Below are 15,598 nucleotides of genomic sequence, written 5' to 3'. Positions count from 1 at the left end.
GGGTTGCCGCCCCCGCGTTACGATCCAGATCATGGAGCCTCTCGACACGGTGCTGGCCGCGCACCGGGCGTACCTGCTCGGTTGGAACATCGGCGTCGCCGGCGGGCCGGACCTCCCGACCTACCGCAGTGAGGTGCCGCACGCACCCCTCAACGGCGTGCTGCGGGTGGTCGGGCGCACACCGCAGGACGCGCTCAGCGAGGCCCGGAAGCGCCTGCACGGCGTACCCCGGATCTGGTGGGTCGGCCCGGACAGCGACGCCGGCACCGCGGACGGCCTGGTCTCCCTCGGCGCCGCGCAGGTCGCCCGGATGCCGATCATGACCGTGGGGATCGCGGCGGTGGCGGAGGTGCCGACTCCGGTCGGTGTGCGGATCGCCGAGACCACCGACCTCACCACGTTCGTCCCGGCCTATGCCCGGGTGTCCGGAATCCCAGCGGACGGTGTGGCGGCGACGATCGAACGGGAGAAGGCATTCACCGGAGAGGGCACAGCGTTGCGGCTGGCCGGCCGCCTCGATGACGGTCGGATCGTCGCGACGGCCGTCGCCTGGATCAGCCACGGTCTGGTCACCCTCTACTTCGTCGGCACCCAGCCGGAGCAGCGTCGCAGAGGCATCGGCGCGGCCATGACCAGGGCCGCCCTCGAACTGGCTGCCGAGCGGGGCGTCCGCACCGCCGCACTCACCTCGTCGGCCGTCGGTGAGTCGGTCTACCGCAGCCTCGGCTTCCGGCCGGTGGGCGAGTTCCGCCTGTTGACCTTCTGAACCGGCCCCGCGCCGCCCGCCGCCCGCCGCCGCCTGCCGCCTGCCGCCCCGCCGCCCCGCCGCCCCGCCGCCATGATCGTGCTGGATCCTGGATGTAGTGGCCTCATCGACGGTGCGATACCACTACATCCAGGATCCAGCGCGATCTTTGGATGGTGCGGGCCGGAAGGCGATGGTTGCCGGCGAAACCATTGACTACGGCGGTCAGACAGCGTTGTCTTTCCTGTGGCACCTGGGGAAGGGGAACGATGGTCGACGATTTGTCCCTCGTATTCTGCGTGAGCGCTGACGTGTCGGTACGCGAGCGAATGGTGCGGCGACTCGACGGGCTCGGCACTCTGGTCATCTGCACCGACCTCGCCGAGTTGCAGGCGATGATCGGCCCGCCCATGGTCAACGGGCCGGCCGCACTCCTCAGCCCCACCGCGCCCGGCACCGTTGGCGCGTCAGCCGCCGCCCTCGAAGCCGCCGCCGAACCCGCCCCCGAAGCCGCCGCCGAACCCGCCCCCGCGGTGAAGGCCACCGCCGCACCGAGGGCCGCCGCCGCGCCCGCCCCTGCTGCGACCTCGAAACGGATCAGCCTGCGTGACCTTGAGATCTACCCGCTCGACCACGTGGTGACGTGGCGCGGAGAACGGCTGAGCCTGACCCGACTCGAACGCAACCTGCTCACTCAACTCGCCACCGCACCGGTCGGAGTCTGGACGTACCAGCGGCTCTTCGAATCGGTCTGGGGCTGCGCGTTCCTCGGCGACACGTCGAGCCTGCACTCGGCAGTGAAGCGGTTACGTCGCAAACTGCACGCCGTCGACGACGCCCTGCGCGTGCACACCGTACGAGGCGTCGGCTACCGGCTCAGCGTCGACTGATGACGTGGCACCACAAGCGAAACGGCTCGTCACCGGTCTTCCGGTGACGAGCCGTTCTCCTCTGGTGGGCGATACTGGGTTTGAACCAGTGACCTCTTCCGTGTCAAGGAAGCGCGCTCCCACTGCGCCAATCGCCCGTGCTTGTTGCCGAGGTGGGGACGGGATTTGAACCCGCGTACACGGCTTTGCAGGCCGTTGCCTCGCCTCTCGGCCACCCCACCGAGGTTGCCCCCGTCATACGTGGCGGCAGCTCCGAGCGGACGACGGGATTCGAACCCGCGACCCTCACCTTGGCAAGGTGATGCGCTACCAGCTGCGCTACGTCCGCACGCCCCCGGATGTTCCCGGGTGACGGATGAGAACTTTAGCCGAGTAGGTGTTTGACTGCCAACTCGGGGTCGCCTCGGCGCGTCCGGGGTGGCCGGGGCTGGAGCGGAGTCACCCCCGGCCGGCTTCCTAGGTGGCTGACCTGGTGTCTGAATCCGGCACTGACCGTCACACTCCGACATTCCTCGGCAATGATCGTCATCATCGCGTCGCATACCTGACCATCGACGTCTCGACGACCCGGCACCGGGCAGCGGACCTCGGTGAACACTCTCCGTGGAACGACCGACGACACCCGAAAGAAGTGTCCGGCTTCCGACTGCCACGGCGTGGATCGGCGCGTGGTGGTAACTGTTCGTGTTCAGTCGGATGGGCTACGGTAACGGTCGTGACGAGACGTGCGGCCGAGATCCGCCTGGATGCCCTGCTGCGCACCGCCTGCGACGTGATCGTGGAGCGCGGGCTGGCCAACACCCGGACAGCGGACGTGGCGAATGCCGCGGGCGTGAGTCAGGCGTTGGTCTTCTACCACTTCGCCACCAAGGAACGGCTGCTCGCGCAGGCCTTCGCGTACGCGGTCGAGCAGGATCTGGCCCGGCTCGACGCGGTGACCCGTTCCTCGGCCGCACCGCTGACCAAGCTCCGCCGGATCCTCAAGCTCTACACCCCGGCCGGGCGGGCGACCTCCTGGTCCATGTGGATCGACGGCTGGTCCGAGTCGCTGCGTACCCCGGAGTTGGAGAAGGTCTCCCGGCGGCTGGACCTGCGCTGGCGACAGGACCTGGCCGCGGTGATCACCGCCGGGGTGGCCGACGGCACCTTCCAGTGCGCCGACGCCGACGGGGCCGCGTGGCGGATCAGCGCGGTGATGGACGGCCTCGCCGTCCAACTCGCCGTGCACGACCGGGTGATCTCCCGCCGCCAGTTCGGCGAGTGGGTCCGGCTGGTCACCGCCCGAGAGCTCGGCCTGGACCCGGCCGACCTCGACTGAGCTGGGGTAGCCAGCACCGAGCCGGGCAAAACGGACTCAGTCCGCCCCGTCGACCGGAACAATCGGCGGCATGGACCTCTTGGAGGCGTACCGCCGGAGCCTGGCCGAATTCATCGACCGGGTGGATCAGATCGAGCCCGGCCAGTGGTCCGATCCGACACCCTGCTCGGACTGGGACCTCCGCACCCTTGTCAACCACGTGGTGACCGAGGACCGGTGGAGCGTTCCGCTGCTTGCCGGCCGGACCATCGACGAGGTCGGCGACCGGCTCGACGGTGACCAACTCGGCGCCGACCCGATCGCGACGGCTCGGGAGGCCGCCGCGCAGGCCGAGATCGCCGCCACCCACCCCGGCGCGATCGATCGCACCGTGCACCTCTCCGGCGGCGAAACCCCGGCCACCGAGTACCTCCGGCAACTCCTCGCCGAGCACCTCGTGCACGGCTGGGACGTGGCGGTGGCGATCGGCGCGCAGCCACGGCTCGACCCGGACGCGGTGCACGCCGCCGCCCAGTGGTTCGCCGGCCAGATCGACGCCTACCGGCGCAACAACCTGGTCCACACCGGCGTACAGGTGCCCGACGACGCCGACGAGCAGGACCACCTGCTGGCCGCTTTCGGCCGCGACCCCGACTGGGCGCCGAGCGCCTGAACGAATCTCGATCTGTTGGTGCGACAGCGGCTCCGGACCTTGCCGTGACCTCGGGAGACTGATATCCACAGATGCGCATGCGTCACCGCGCATCTGTGGTCGGCGACTCGCCGGCCATCCCGCTCCCACGAGGAGGTCCCGTGCCACAACCGGAGTGGTCACCCCCGATGAGCCGGCGTCGACGCCGGCTCATCGCCATCCTGGCGACGACGGCGACGGTCGCCGCGCTGCTCCCCACCGGCGTGAGCACCGCAGCCCCCACCGGCGGCGCGACATCCACCGAGCGTCGGTCCGGGCCGTTCGCCGAGGGGCACACCCCCGCCGACGCCGACAACCGCGCCGGTACGGCGGCACCCGACGCCCGCCAACGCGGCCTGGCCCGCGCCGTCGACCCCGACGTCCGGTGGAACCGGCTCGGCACCCCACAGGCGCTCGGCCCCGGCCGCACCCCGCTGGCCAGCGGGCTGCCCGCCGACCCGGAGGCCGCCGCCCGCGCCTACCTGGCCGCCAACCAGGACCTGTTCGGCATGGACGCCGCCACGGTGGCCAGCATGGAACGGGTGCTGGTCCGACCGATCGGTAGCGGCACCGTCGTCACCCTCCGCCAACGCTTCGGCGACCTGCCCGCGGGGCCGGACGGCCTCGTCACCCTCGCGGTCGCCGACGGCGCGGTGCTCTCGGTCAGCTCCTCGCTGGCTCGCGACACCAGCGCGCCGGCGCCGGCCACCCGCACCGCGGAGCAGGCGTACGCCGCCGCGCTCGCCGACGCCAAGCTGACCGCCGACGCGGTGGCCAGCCACACCATCCGGTCGGTGGCCGTGCCCACCCCGCTGGACGGGCCACGGGCCGCCTACGAGGTGACCATGATCGGCGCGGACACCGAGCACCCGGCCGCGTTCACCAGCTACGTGGATGGCAGCACCGGGCAGGTGCTGGTCCGCGAGGATCTCGTCGACTTCGACTCCGACAACCCGAGCTGGGCGGTCTTCCCGGCCACCCCGCCTCGCGACCTCGGCCCCGGGCAGGACCCCCGGGTGCGCTGGTGCGGCGACCCGGCCCCCGGCTGCCAGGCCGCCTTCCGCGACCCGGCCACCGGCCAACCGTGGGACGTCGACGCGGCCACCGGTACGCCGACCTTCACCTCGCGCGGCAACTCGGCCAACACCGTGCTGTCCTGGGGTGCGAGCACCCCGGTCGTGCCGGCCCCCACCAGCCCGGAGCGCCGCTACGAGTACCAGTTCACCGACCAGTGGCACCAGGCGCGGTGCAACCCGGGCGTGTTCACCTCCGCGCAGCGCAACGACGCGGACGCGTCGATCGCCAACCTCTTCGCCATGCACAACCGGATGCACGACTGGTCGTACCAGTTGGGCTTCACCGAGTCGGCGTGGAACCTCCAGGCGGTCAACCTCACCCCGTCCGGCCTGGGCGGTGACGCCGAGCAGGGCCGCGCCCAACAGGGCGCGCTGACCGGCAACCGGAACAACGCCAACCAGGGCACCCCGCGCGACGGGTTGCCGCCGACCACCAACATGTACCTCTGGCAGCCGCAGGCCGGTGGGCCGTACCCGCCGTGCGTGGACGGCGACTACGACATGACGGTGATCGGCCACGAGTACACCCACGCGATCACCAACCGGATGATCGCCGGCCCGGACAGCGGGATCAGCGGCCACCAGGGCGGGTCGATGGGTGAGTCCTGGGGCGACCTGCTCGCCGCCGAGTACCTCTTCCAGCACGGGCTGCGCGCGCCCGGCGAGACGCCCTTCATCACGGGCGGCTACGTCACCGGCAACCTGGTCAGCGGCATCCGCAACTACGACCTGAGCCGAAGCCCGCTCAACTACTCCGACATCGGCTACAACACCGCCGGTCCGGCCGTGCACGCCGACGGGGAGATCTGGGGCGCCACCAACTTCCGGGTCCGCTCCGCCCTGGTCAAGCGGTACGGCCTCGGCACCCCGCAACGGCAGCTCGACTGCGCGCTGGGCAAGGTCGCGGCAGATCAGTGCCCGGGCAACCGGCGCTGGTCACAGCTGGTCTTCGACTCGTTCCTGCTCCAGGCCGCCAGCCAGGTCAGCATGCTCGACATGCGCGACAACATGCTCACCGCCGACCTGCTCCGCTTCGGCGGCGCGAACCAGGACCTCATCTGGGCCGAGTTCGCCCGCTCCGGAATGGGCCGGGACGCCGCCACGAACGGTGCCGGCGACACCGACCCGACGCCGAGTTTCGCCTCGCCGCGCGGTGGCAACGCGACGCTCACCCTGCGCCCGCGCGGAGACAGCGCCGAAGCGCCGATCCGGGTGTACGTGGGGGCGTACGAGGCCCGGGCCGTGCCGGTGGCCGACACCGACCCGGCGACGCCGATCCCGGACACCGTGGAGATGGTGGCCGGCACGTACGACCTGCTCGCCGTGGCCCCCGGGTTCGGGCACCAGCGGCTCAGCGTGGTCGCCCGAGCCGGCCAGGACGGGTACGTCGACCTGCGGATGAGCCGCAACCTCGCCTCCACCGCGTCCGGCGCCACCGTCACCGGCGACGGGGTCAACCTGGACCGGGTCGTCGACGACACCGAGGCGACGAACTGGGCGTCCCTGGACGGGGTCGCCGGCCGGCAGCTCACAGTGGCGCTGGCGGGCGACGCCCCGCAGACGGTCAAGCGGGTGAACGTCAGCGCGATGCTGCGCCCGGCGATCACCGGCGACGCCGACACCGGCGCGCAGAACGCACTCAGTGCCCTGCGCTCGTTCGCGGTGTCCGCCTGCAACGCGACGACCACCGACTGCGCGGATCCGGCGCGTTGGCAGCGCATCTACACCAGCGCGGGGGACGCGTTCCCCGGCGGGGCGTACCGGGCGTACAGCCGCGACATCAACCTCCGGACGTTCGCGGTACCCACCACCCTCGCCACCCACCTGCGTCTCGAGGTGCTGGCGAGCCAGTGCACCGGCGGCCCGAACTACGCGGGCGAGCAGGACGACGACCCGGCCACGACGACGGACTGCGCGACCGCCAGCCCGGCCCGGAGCCAGGTCCGGATCGCCGAGTTCCAGGCGTTCTCGAAGTGACACGGTGGGGCCGGCGGATCTCCGCCGGCCCCACCAACCCCCGATCAGCGCGGGTCCGCGCTACCGCCGCACGGCTCCCCTCGCGGACTTTCGATCAACGGTGCGCTCGACTCCACGGGTCGGCGACGGCCGGGCGCTCCCAGCGCCGGTCCACCGGGGGATCGTCGCCCCCGTCGGCGTCCCCGGGCGCGGCCCGGGTCAGGTGCCGCAGCCGCAGCAGCAGCCCCACCCCGAGGAAGAGCAGCAGCCCGCCGAGGAGAAACGCGGCCTGCACCACGCCGAACGCGCCAGACTGCGAGACCGGGCGGTTGGCCGCCGGTGGCGCGGCGTCGGCCGGGTACTCCGCGACCGCCTCCTCCGTCGCCGTGCTCTCGTCCTCGGTCGGAACGCTGGCGGATTCGGTGGGCTCCGGCGGGGTCTTCGTCGGCTTCGGGGTGCTGGTTGGTACGCCGCCCACCCCCACCACCGAGCGGGTGGCGGTCTGCCGGGCAAGCAGGCGCAGGTTGGCGTCGTACGCCTCGGCGGCGAGGGTGACCCGCCCCTGGGTGACGTCCTCGGCGAAGGCCACCCGGTAGCGGGCCGTGACAGTACGGCCCGGGCAGAGCGTGCCCGGGTCGAGTTGCCGGTCGGTCAGCCGGGCGGTGTCACCCTCGGTGCGGATCTGCAGCGGAAAGTCGCCGGTCTCCTCCACCCGGTCCATCTTCACCTGGTCGAGCCGCAGGCCGCCCTGCACGCTGAGCACCATCGACCAGCGCACCTTCGCGCACCTGGCGCGCCGGTCCGTCTGGGAGACCACCGCGGAGATCGTCCGCACCTGCTCACCGGCGGTGAACCGTCCCGGCAGGCCGCTCATCTCGGTGGTGAAGGCCGCCTGTGCCGGGGCAGCCGCCGCCAGCTCCACCCCGCTCAGACAGGCCAGCACCACCCCTGCCCTCAGCGCATACCGCCACACCGTCACCACCGCCGTCCTCCGTTCGGTCGCCTCCACCCCGCAACGCTAGAAGCGGGGGACGGCACCGACCAGACGGGTGTGTTCGCACCGGACGGCAAGGACGGGGTGGGTTTTCACCGACCGTGGTGAACCGGTCACCACTCCCCCGCGACACGCCGGGAGTCGGGCCGCTGGGACAATCACGCCGTGTCCGAGCTCTCCAGCACGTTCGTCCGGCTGCACGCCCGGCTGGCCCCGGTCCCCTTCGTACCTGAGGTGCGGCTGCACCAGGCGGACGAGCCGATCGGCCTGTGGGAGCTGACCGAGGGCGAGTTCTCCAGCGACCGGCCACCGCCGTTCTGGGCGTTCGCGTGGGCCGGCGGGCAGGCCCTGGCCCGTTACGTCACCGACCACCCGGAGCTGGTCGCCGGCCGGCGGGTGCTCGACCTCGCCTCCGGCTCCGGCCTGGTGGCCATCGCCGCGGCCCGCGCCGGCGCGGCGTCCGTGCGGGCCGTCGAGGTGGACGAGTTGGCGGTCGCGGCGGTCGCCCTCAATGCGGAGGCCAACGGGGTACGCGTCGACGCCGAGTTCGGCGACATCCTCGACGGCGACGCCGGGGACGCCGAGGTGGTGCTCGCCGGAGACGTCTTCTACAGCGAGGCGATGGCCCGCCGGGTCCTGCGGTTCCTGCTGCGTGCCGCCCGGGCCGGCGCGCCGGCGCTCGTCGGTGACCCCGGCCGGGCGTTCCTGCCCCGGGACCGCTTCGACGAGGTGGCCGGGTACGACGTGCCGGTGCCGGAGGCGTTGGAGAGTGTACGGGTGAAGCGCACCACCGTCTGGCGGCTACGCGCCGGGCTGCCGGGGGCCTCCGGCTAGCGTGTCCGGGTGCTGTTCCGCAGCTGGGCGCAGGTGGCCGACCCCGCATGGCCGGACGTGGCCCGGGTGCCGGACCACGTCGGCGGCACCCACCTGGTCGTGACCCGGCACGCGCTGGTCCGCGAGGTCCTCGCCGACCCGGTCACCTACCGACCGGACAACGCGCTGGACGCGGTGACTCCGATGCCGGTGACCGCGCTGCGGGTGCTCGCCGGGCACCGGTTCCGGCTACCGCCGACCCTGGCGAACAACTCGGGCGCCAGCCATCCGCAGATCCGGGCCATCGTCGCGGAGGCGTTGCACCCGGCCCGGGTGGCCGCGCAACGGCCCTGGCTCACCGCGCTGGTGCGCGACCGGGTCGCCCGGATCGGCGCCGCGCTCGACGCCGGCTCGCCTGTCGACCTGTACGCGGACCTCGCCGCCGACCTGCCGCTGCTGGTGCTGGCCCGGCTGGTCGAGTTGCCGGACGCGCCGGTCGGCGCGGTCAAGGAGTTCGCCCGCGCCGCGCTGGAGTTGTTCTGGGCACCACTGGATCCCGACCGGCAGCTGGCGCTCGCCACCGAGGTGGGCCGGTTCCACAGCGTGCTGCGTGACTTCGCGGCCGGCGGTGGCGGTCTGGCCGCCGAGCTGCGGGCGGCCGGGCACCCGCCCGACGTGGTGGTCGGCGCGCTCTTCTTCCTCTTGGTCGCCGGGCAGGAGACCACCTCGCAGTTCCTCACCCTGCTCCTGCACCGGCTGGCCGACGAGCCGGTCGTCCGGGCCGGCCTGCGCAGCGGCGAGGTCGCGGTGGCCGACGTGGTGGAGGAGGGGTTGCGGCTGGAACCACCGATCGTCACCTGGCGGCGGATGGCGGCGACGGAGAGCACGCTGGGCGGCACGCGGGTGCCGGCGGGCAGCAGCCTCGTGCTGTGGCTGGGCCGCGCCGGTCGGGACCCGGCGGTCGTGGAGTCGCCCGACGAGTTCCGGCCGGGCCAGCGTGGATCACGCCGGCACCTGGCGTTCGGGGCGGGCGCGCACCGCTGCGTCGGGGACGTGCTGGCCCGGATGGAGGCGGCCGTGGTGGTGGCCGAGGCCGCGCCGCTGCTGGACAGGGTGACAGTGCTCCGTCCGCCCTGGTGCCCGGACAATCTCACCTTCCGGATGCCTGACGCGTTCGTGGTCCGCCGCCGCACCGCGGACACCGGGCTGACCGGATCCTGACATCCGCTCGGTATGTTTCCGGGCGTGTCAGCCACCCCCACCCGTCGGATTCCTGCCGTCGTAACGTTTCTGGCCCTGCTGGCGTTGACTGCCTGCACAGTCGGCCCGAGCCACCCGGCGCACGCTCGGCAGGTCGCCGCGGCCACGCCGACTCCGTCCGTCCCGGCGGCGACCCCCTCGGCCTCGCCGTCCCCGACCGCGAAGCCCGCGTTCAAGAGCCTGGCCTGGTACGTGTCCCAGGTGCCGACGTTCCCCGAGGCACCACTGCCGCAACCGGTACCGCTGCCCACCACCGGTTCGGCCGCGTTCTGGCATCGCCTGCCGACCGACCAGAAGGTCGCCTTCATCACCATCGACGACGGTGGGCTGGCCCGCCCGCCGGGAGTGATCGACTTCATCTGGGAGGCGCGTATCCCGGTGACGATGTTCCTCAACTCGCCAGCGGCGGCGGAGCACACCGACTACTTCCGGCAGATCGAGGCGGTGGGCGGGGTCGTGGAGAACCACACCATCCACCACAACTCGCTGGCCGGCAGGTCGTACGACTACCAGAAGCAGGAGATCTGCGGTGCCGCCGACAGGCTGGAGGAGCTGTTCGGCAAGCGGCCCACCCTGTTCCGGCCACCGTTCGGTGAGCATGACAGCAGCACGCTGAAGGCCGCACACGACTGCGGTGCGAAGGCGGTCTTCCACTGGACCGAGACCGTCCACGAGGGGAAGGTGCGCTACCAGACCCCGGAGAAGGTGATCCAACCCGGCGACGTGCTGCTGATGCACTTCCGACCGGCGCTGATGGACGACCTGCTCGCGGCATTGAAGGCGATCCACCGGGCCGGGCTCACCCCGGCGCTGCTGGAGCAGTACGTACAGTGATCAGCCCGCCACCCACCTGACGAAAGTCAGGGATGGGTGGTGCCGTTCGGGCGCGGCGGCGTGGCAGCTCGCTCGCCTAGCGTCAGCGCATGATCACATTACGTGGGTTGACGAAACGGTTCGGGTCGACCGTCGCGGTCGACGCGTTGACAGTCGACATCGCGCCCGGCCGGGTCACCGGCTTCCTCGGCCCCAACGGTGCCGGCAAGTCCACCACCATGCGGATGATCCTCGGGCTGGACCGTCCCACCGCCGGGCAGGCCCTGGTGGGCGGGCGCGCGTACCGGGAGTTGCGCCGGCCGCTGCACGAGGTGGGCGCGCTGCTCGACGCCCGGGCCATCCACCCGGCCCGGTCCGGCAGGGCGCACCTGCGGGCCATGGCGCACAGCAACGGCATCCCGACCCGCCGGGTCGACGAGGTGCTGGACACCGTCGGGCTGGACGGGCGGGCCGCCGCCAAGCCGGGGCGGACGCTCTCGCTCGGCATGGGCCAACGGCTCGGCATCGCCGGCGCGCTGCTCGGCGACCCGCCGGTGCTGATGTTCGACGAGCCGGTGAACGGCCTCGACCCGGACGGGGTGCGCTGGGTGCGGCAGTTGATGCGCTCACTGGCCGACGAGGGGCGGACGATCTTCGTGTCCAGCCACCTGATGAGCGAGATGCAGCTCACCGCCGACCAGCTCGTGGTGATCGGCCGGGGGCGACTGCTCGCCGACGAGCCGATCGGCGAGGTGATCGCCCGCAGCACTGTCGCGGTCCGAGTCCGCAGCCCGCACCCGGATGGTCTGGCCGCGCTCGCCGCGCGCCTCACGGCCACCGGGGCGAGCGTCGAGGCGGCCGCCCGGAACGAGCTGACCGTCACCGGCGCCACCGCCGACCAGGTCGGCGACCTGGCCCACGAACTGGGGGTACGACTGCACGAGCTGAGCGCACACGCCGCGTCGCTGGAGCAGGCGTTCATGGAGCTGACCGCCGACAGCGTCGAGTACGCCGGTGGCCCGACCGGAGGTGGGGCGCGATGAGCACCAGCACCAGCACCCGACACGGCGCGGTGGCCGCCGAGTGGACCAAGCTCTCCTCGGTCCGGAGCACCTGGTGGACGGCGCTGGCCGGGCTGCTGGTGATGGCCGCCAGCGCCGGTCAACTGGCCATCTACGCCGCCAACGACAACACCAACGACGACCCGACCGACGACCGGGGAATCGTCACCGTCGGCAGCGTGCTCATCGACTCGGTCGAGTTGACCCAGTACGTGGTGCTGGCGCTGGGCCTGCTCGCGATCACCGCCGAGTTCACCAGTGGCACCATCCGTACGACGCTGCAGTGCACCCCGTCCCGCGGTCGCGTACTGCTGGCCAAGGCCGCCGTCGCCGGGGCGGTCACCTTCGCGCTCGGGCTGCTGCTCGGCGGCGTCGGCGCCCTGGTCGCCCGGCCGGTGCTCGGTGAGTGGGGCAGCGCCCCCGCCGCCGACACGGTTGGCGACATCGTGGCGGTGGCGACCTACCTGGCGCTGGTCGGTGTGCTCGCCCTGGGCCTCGGCGCCGCGCTACGCAGTGCGGTGCTCACGCTCACCGTCCTCCTCGCCACCCTGATGATCGTGCCGCTGTCGCTCCAGGAGCCGGACATCGACGTGCTGAACCGGATCGCCGACGTGTTCCCCGGCGTGGCCGGCGGGCACTTCCTGGCCGGCGACACCGAGCCGTACCCGCCAGTGGTCGGGCTGCTCCTGCTCGCCGGATGGGCCGCCGCCGCACTGCTGCTGGGCCGGGCGGCGTTGCGCCGACGCGACGCGTAAGGCAGGCCGCGCTGAGCGGGGGCCGATCGGCCCCCGCTCAGCCGTCGACCAACCCCGCCTCGTACGCCAGGATCGCCGCCTGCACCCGGTTGCGGACGTCCAGCCGGGTGAAGATGCTGGTCAGGTAGCTCTTCACGGTGCCCTCCACAAGGTGCAGCCGGCGGGCGATCTCGGCATTGGAAAGACCCGCCCCGACCAGGGCCAGCACCTCCCGTTCCCGCTCGGTCAGCCCGGCCGCACGGTCCCGGGCGGCGGGTCGACGGGCCAACCGGTCGGCCCCCAGCTCGATCACCCGGCGGGCCACCCTCGGCGACAGGTACGCCCCACCGTCGGCGACCGCGTGCACACCGGCGATCAGCTCACGCGGGTCGCCGGCCTTGAGCAGGAACCCGCTGGCACCGTGCCCGAGCGCCCGGGCCACGTGGTCGTCCTCGCCGAACGTGGTCAGCATGATCGTCGCGGTGTCCGGCACGACCCGGCGGATCTCGGCGGCGGCGGCCAACCCGTCCAACCGCGGCATCCGGATGTCCAGCAGCGCCACCCGGGGGCGGTGGGCACGAACCAGTTCCACCGCCGCGTGCCCGTCGCCGGCCTCGGCGACCACCTCGATGCCCGGGTCGCTGGCGAGGATGGCCCGGACGCCGGCCCGGATCATCGCCTCGTCGTCGGCCAGCACCACCCGGATCGGCGGTGTCCCCGTGGTGTGGGTGTCCACTAGGCGATCCACTCCTTGCTGACCAGCCGGCCATCGGTGAAACAGAGGCGCCAGGTCGGCGCGGCGAGGGGAAAGTTACCGTCGGTGTAGTACTCGCAGCCGGCCCGGTCGACAGCCGCCGACCGTTCCAACTGCCGCCGGGGCAGCCCGACCAGCTCCGAGCGGGCCGCGCCGACACGCATCTGGTCGAATGTCGCCCGGTCCAGCACCGTCCCGGCGGTCGCCACCGGGTAGTAGACGAACGAGAGCACCAGGGCGAAACAGACCGGGGCGACGAGCGCCACCAGCAGGCTGCGCCGAACCTTCCGGCGGGCGTCGTGCAGCCGCCGCTCGGCGTCCACCGGCCGCTCTGCCGGGCCGGGTCGCTCGTCGGACCATGACGTCGGCGCGACGTCGGCCACCGACCCGATCGCCTCGGGCGGCGCCGCGGTGGCGGGCAACACCGCCCGTACCGTGAACCCGCCGTCCGCCCGACGGCCGGCGTCGAGCGTCCCACCGGCGAGGCGGACCCGCTCGGCGAGGGCGAGCAGCCCACTGCCCTGCGACGGCGGGGCGGGCAGCGGCCCGGCCGGCGGAGCGTCGTTGACGACTGTCACCTCGACCCGGTCACCGTCGCGGGTGAGGCGCACGTCGACCGGGGCACCCGGCGCGTACCGGGCCGCGTTGGTGAGCGCCTCCCGGACGATCCGGTGCGCCGCGTGACAGGTCATCGCCGGTAGGTCCGCGACCGCCGGGGCGGCGTCCAGCCGTACCACCATGCCGGCCTCGCGGGCACCGTCGACCAGGTCGGCCACCGTCTCCCCGCTCGGGCGCAGCGACGCGCCAGCCTCCTCGCGGAGCACCCCGATGATCTCGTGCAGTCGCTCGGTGGCGGCGGAGACGCTGGCCCGCAACTCCCCGGCCGCGGCCCGGTGCCGGTCGTCAAGGTCGGCGGCGACCTCCAGGGCGGCGGCGCGCAACGCGATCAGGCTGAGGTCGTGACCGAGGGAGTCGTGCATCTCCCCGGCGATCCGGGCCCGCTCACGCAGCCGGATCCGCTCGGCGGCACCCCGCTGTTCGCGGGTCAGCGCGTCGACGTGCCGGCGACCGGCGTCGGTCAACTCCTGCTGCTGGCGACGGTACCGGCCGACCAGCCAGGGGAACACGGCGGCGAAGAGCAGCACCGAGGCGAGCAGGAACCAGGTGGCCGCGCCGGCGCCGAGGAACCCCAGGTTGAGCGCCGTACCACCGGCCGTGATCAGCACGAAGACCACGATCGCCGGACCCACTGTGGCGCTGCGCCGCCCGGCGAGATAGCTGAAGACCGGAATGGCGAACACGAAGTTGCCGTCGACCAGCGACCCGAGCACCGCCAGCACCAGGGCGACCAACGGCTGACGTCGAGTCGCCACCACCGCCACACCGAGCAGCAGCAGCTTGCCGACCAGCAGCGGCACCGTGTACCGCGAATAGGGAGGGCTGGCCTCGGCGTAGCCGACCGGGGCGGCCACCACCGCCCAGAGCAGCACGTCCAGCAGCAGGCGACGCCGCCGGTGCAGCCAACCCGGCGGCGGGTAGTCGAGGATCCGCACGGCGGTCAGGCTACCCACGCCCGACCTGCGCGGACACCGACGAAAGTCAGGTGTTCAGCCGCTCTCCTCGGCCCAGACCCGCCAGTCGTCCAGCACCCCGTGCAGGGCCGGGGTGAGCCAACCCGGCGCGGACCGCCGGAACACGCCCGGGTCCATCGCGCCCGCGCCGTCGGGCAGCGCGCCGAGCAGGTTCGGCACCAGGTCGGTGAGGTTCGTCCAGTGCACCAGCTCCGGCCGGACCGGCCAGGCGCCGATCACCACACCGGCCGGCACCGCCCTACGGTCCAACGCCTCCAGGGTCAACGCGGTGTGGTTGAGCGTGCCCAACCCGGCGCGGGCGACCACCACCGCCGGCGCGCCGAGCGACACCGCCAGGTCGGCCATCGTCCACGGCTCCCCCGACGGCCGCAGCCCCATCGGAACCAGCAACCCACCCGCGCCCTCGATCAACACGAGGTCGTGCTTGTCGGCCTCCGCGCGGACGGCGTCCACCGCCGCGTACAACTCCAACGGCGGCAGGTCGGCGACCCGCGCGGCAGCCAACGGGGCGAGCGGATCCGGGTAGCTGGCCAGGGTCCGACCGGTCAGCGGCGCAGCCAACCTGTTCACCGCGTCCACGTCGCCGGGCTCACCGCCGGCCGTACCGGTCTGGCCCGGTTTGACCACCGCCACCCGCAGCCCGGCGGCCTGCGCGGCGGCCGCGATCGCCGCTGTCACCACCGTCTTGCCGACCTCGGTGTCCGTCCCGGTAACCAGTACCGACCCCGCCCAGCCCGTCACGGCGCCACCTCGGCTCGCGACTGCGGGGCTCGCAAACCCGCCTCACTCCTCGCGCTCACGGCGCCCCCTCGGCTCGCGACTGCGGGGCGGCAACATCAACACCCTGTCCACGTCGCAGGCCAACCTGATCCGGATCATCGACGGCGTGCTGGCCCGGATGCCGTCGAACTTCGGCCTGACC

Annotated in this window: 14 protein-coding genes and 3 tRNA genes; 10 read left to right on the top strand and 7 right to left on the bottom strand. The window is 72.8% G+C overall.

Annotated elements, in window-relative coordinates; genetic code table 11:
- The first annotated feature begins 31 nt into the window (after window positions 1-31).
- Together ABZ749_RS12090 and ABZ749_RS12085 are read left to right on the top strand one after the other, a co-directional pair.
- Window positions 32-766, top strand: a complete 735-nt coding sequence (locus ABZ749_RS12090; RefSeq protein ID WP_357226551.1) for a GNAT family N-acetyltransferase — start codon at window positions 32-34, stop codon at window positions 764-766.
- A gap of 278 nt (window positions 767-1,044) precedes the next feature.
- Entirely contained in the window at window positions 1,045-1,635 is a 591-nt protein-coding gene (locus ABZ749_RS12085; RefSeq protein ID WP_357226545.1) for a winged helix-turn-helix domain-containing protein, read from the top strand.
- 62 nt (window positions 1,636-1,697) lie between these two features.
- On the opposite strand, the gene ABZ749_RS12080 is transcribed toward ABZ749_RS12085, so the two are convergent.
- The 3 genes from ABZ749_RS12080 to ABZ749_RS12070 form a co-directional block, all read right to left on the bottom strand.
- Window positions 1,698-1,772: transfer RNA gene (locus ABZ749_RS12080), tRNA-Val, on the bottom strand.
- A gap of 13 nt (window positions 1,773-1,785) precedes the next feature.
- A tRNA-Cys gene (locus ABZ749_RS12075) sits at window positions 1,786-1,856 on the bottom strand.
- 34 nt (window positions 1,857-1,890) lie between these two features.
- A tRNA-Gly gene (locus tag ABZ749_RS12070) sits at window positions 1,891-1,963 on the bottom strand.
- Between the two features lie 387 nt (window positions 1,964-2,350).
- On the opposite strand from ABZ749_RS12070, the gene ABZ749_RS12065 reads away from it, so the two are divergent.
- From ABZ749_RS12065 to ABZ749_RS12055, 3 genes are all read left to right on the top strand, one after another.
- The gene (locus tag ABZ749_RS12065) at window positions 2,351-2,953 is read left to right on the top strand and encodes a TetR/AcrR family transcriptional regulator (protein WP_355007060.1); all 603 of its coding nucleotides are present in this window, start codon (window positions 2,351-2,353) and stop codon (window positions 2,951-2,953) included.
- 70 nt (window positions 2,954-3,023) lie between these two features.
- Entirely contained in the window at window positions 3,024-3,605 is a 582-nt protein-coding gene (locus ABZ749_RS12060) for a TIGR03086 family metal-binding protein (protein WP_357226538.1), read from the top strand.
- A gap of 140 nt (window positions 3,606-3,745) precedes the next feature.
- Entirely contained in the window at window positions 3,746-6,676 is a 2,931-nt protein-coding gene (locus ABZ749_RS12055) for a M36 family metallopeptidase (protein ID WP_357226532.1), read from the top strand.
- A 94-nt stretch (window positions 6,677-6,770) separates the two neighbouring features.
- Here ABZ749_RS12055 and ABZ749_RS12050 read toward each other — a convergent pair whose 3' ends face one another.
- The gene (locus ABZ749_RS12050) at window positions 6,771-7,664 is read right to left on the bottom strand and encodes a hypothetical protein (protein WP_357226528.1); all 894 of its coding nucleotides are present in this window, start codon (window positions 7,662-7,664) and stop codon (window positions 6,771-6,773) included.
- 150 nt (window positions 7,665-7,814) lie between these two features.
- Here ABZ749_RS12050 and ABZ749_RS12045 point away from each other — a divergent pair, with 150 nt between their 5' ends.
- The 5 genes from ABZ749_RS12045 (at window position 7,815) to ABZ749_RS12025 (ending at window position 12,351) form a co-directional block, all read left to right on the top strand.
- On the top strand, window positions 7,815-8,483 hold the full coding sequence (locus tag ABZ749_RS12045) for a 50S ribosomal protein L11 methyltransferase (RefSeq protein WP_357202210.1): 669 nt from the start codon (window positions 7,815-7,817) through the stop codon (window positions 8,481-8,483).
- A gap of 9 nt (window positions 8,484-8,492) precedes the next feature.
- Window positions 8,493-9,683 (top strand): cytochrome P450, encoded by a 1,191-nt coding sequence (locus ABZ749_RS12040; RefSeq protein ID WP_357226522.1) that lies wholly within the window; start codon window positions 8,493-8,495, stop codon window positions 9,681-9,683.
- A 24-nt stretch (window positions 9,684-9,707) separates the two neighbouring features.
- Window positions 9,708-10,556 (top strand): polysaccharide deacetylase family protein, encoded by an 849-nt coding sequence (locus ABZ749_RS12035; RefSeq protein ID WP_357226518.1) that lies wholly within the window; start codon window positions 9,708-9,710, stop codon window positions 10,554-10,556.
- Between the two features lie 89 nt (window positions 10,557-10,645).
- The gene (locus ABZ749_RS12030; protein WP_357226513.1) at window positions 10,646-11,578 is read left to right on the top strand and encodes an ATP-binding cassette domain-containing protein; all 933 of its coding nucleotides are present in this window, start codon (window positions 10,646-10,648) and stop codon (window positions 11,576-11,578) included.
- Window positions 11,575-12,351 (top strand): ABC transporter permease subunit, encoded by a 777-nt coding sequence (locus ABZ749_RS12025; RefSeq protein ID WP_357226510.1) that lies wholly within the window; start codon window positions 11,575-11,577, stop codon window positions 12,349-12,351. Before ABZ749_RS12030 ends, ABZ749_RS12025 begins: the two co-directional genes overlap by 4 nt.
- Before the next feature lie 37 nt (window positions 12,352-12,388).
- Here ABZ749_RS12025 and ABZ749_RS12020 read toward each other — a convergent pair whose 3' ends face one another.
- The 3 genes from ABZ749_RS12020 to bioD are packed head-to-tail and all read right to left on the bottom strand — an operon-like array spanning window position 12,389 to window position 15,417.
- Window positions 12,389-13,066, bottom strand: coding sequence for a response regulator transcription factor (locus ABZ749_RS12020; RefSeq protein ID WP_357205298.1), 678 nt, complete (start codon window positions 13,064-13,066; stop codon window positions 12,389-12,391).
- On the bottom strand, window positions 13,066-14,637 hold the full coding sequence (locus tag ABZ749_RS12015; protein WP_357226507.1) for a histidine kinase: 1,572 nt from the start codon (window positions 14,635-14,637) through the stop codon (window positions 13,066-13,068). Before ABZ749_RS12015 ends, ABZ749_RS12020 begins: the two co-directional genes overlap by 1 nt.
- Window positions 14,638-14,691: 54 nt before the next feature.
- The gene (gene bioD, locus ABZ749_RS12010) at window positions 14,692-15,417 is read right to left on the bottom strand and encodes a dethiobiotin synthase (protein ID WP_357226504.1); all 726 of its coding nucleotides are present in this window, start codon (window positions 15,415-15,417) and stop codon (window positions 14,692-14,694) included.
- Window positions 15,418-15,598: the final 181 nt, after the last annotated feature.

Source organism: Micromonospora sp. NPDC047753 (genome assembly GCF_040642735.1).
Taxonomy (GTDB): domain Bacteria; phylum Actinomycetota; class Actinomycetes; order Mycobacteriales; family Micromonosporaceae; genus Micromonospora.
Note: the sequence above shows the minus strand (reverse complement) of the source record. Positions and strands in the feature narration are given on the sequence as shown.

Bases quoted from the DNA above. Each gene is read 5' to 3' on its own strand.
- ABZ749_RS12030 (WP_357226513.1), top strand. From the start codon at position 10,646: ATGATCACATTACGTGGGTTGACGAAACGGTTCGGGTCGACCGTCGCG.
- ABZ749_RS12025 (WP_357226510.1), top strand. From the start codon at position 11,575: ATGAGCACCAGCACCAGCACCCGACACGGCGCGGTGGCCGCCGAGTGG.
- ABZ749_RS12060 (WP_357226538.1), top strand. From the start codon at position 3,024: ATGGACCTCTTGGAGGCGTACCGCCGGAGCCTGGCCGAATTCATCGAC.
- ABZ749_RS12090 (WP_357226551.1), top strand. From the start codon at position 32: ATGGAGCCTCTCGACACGGTGCTGGCCGCGCACCGGGCGTACCTGCTC.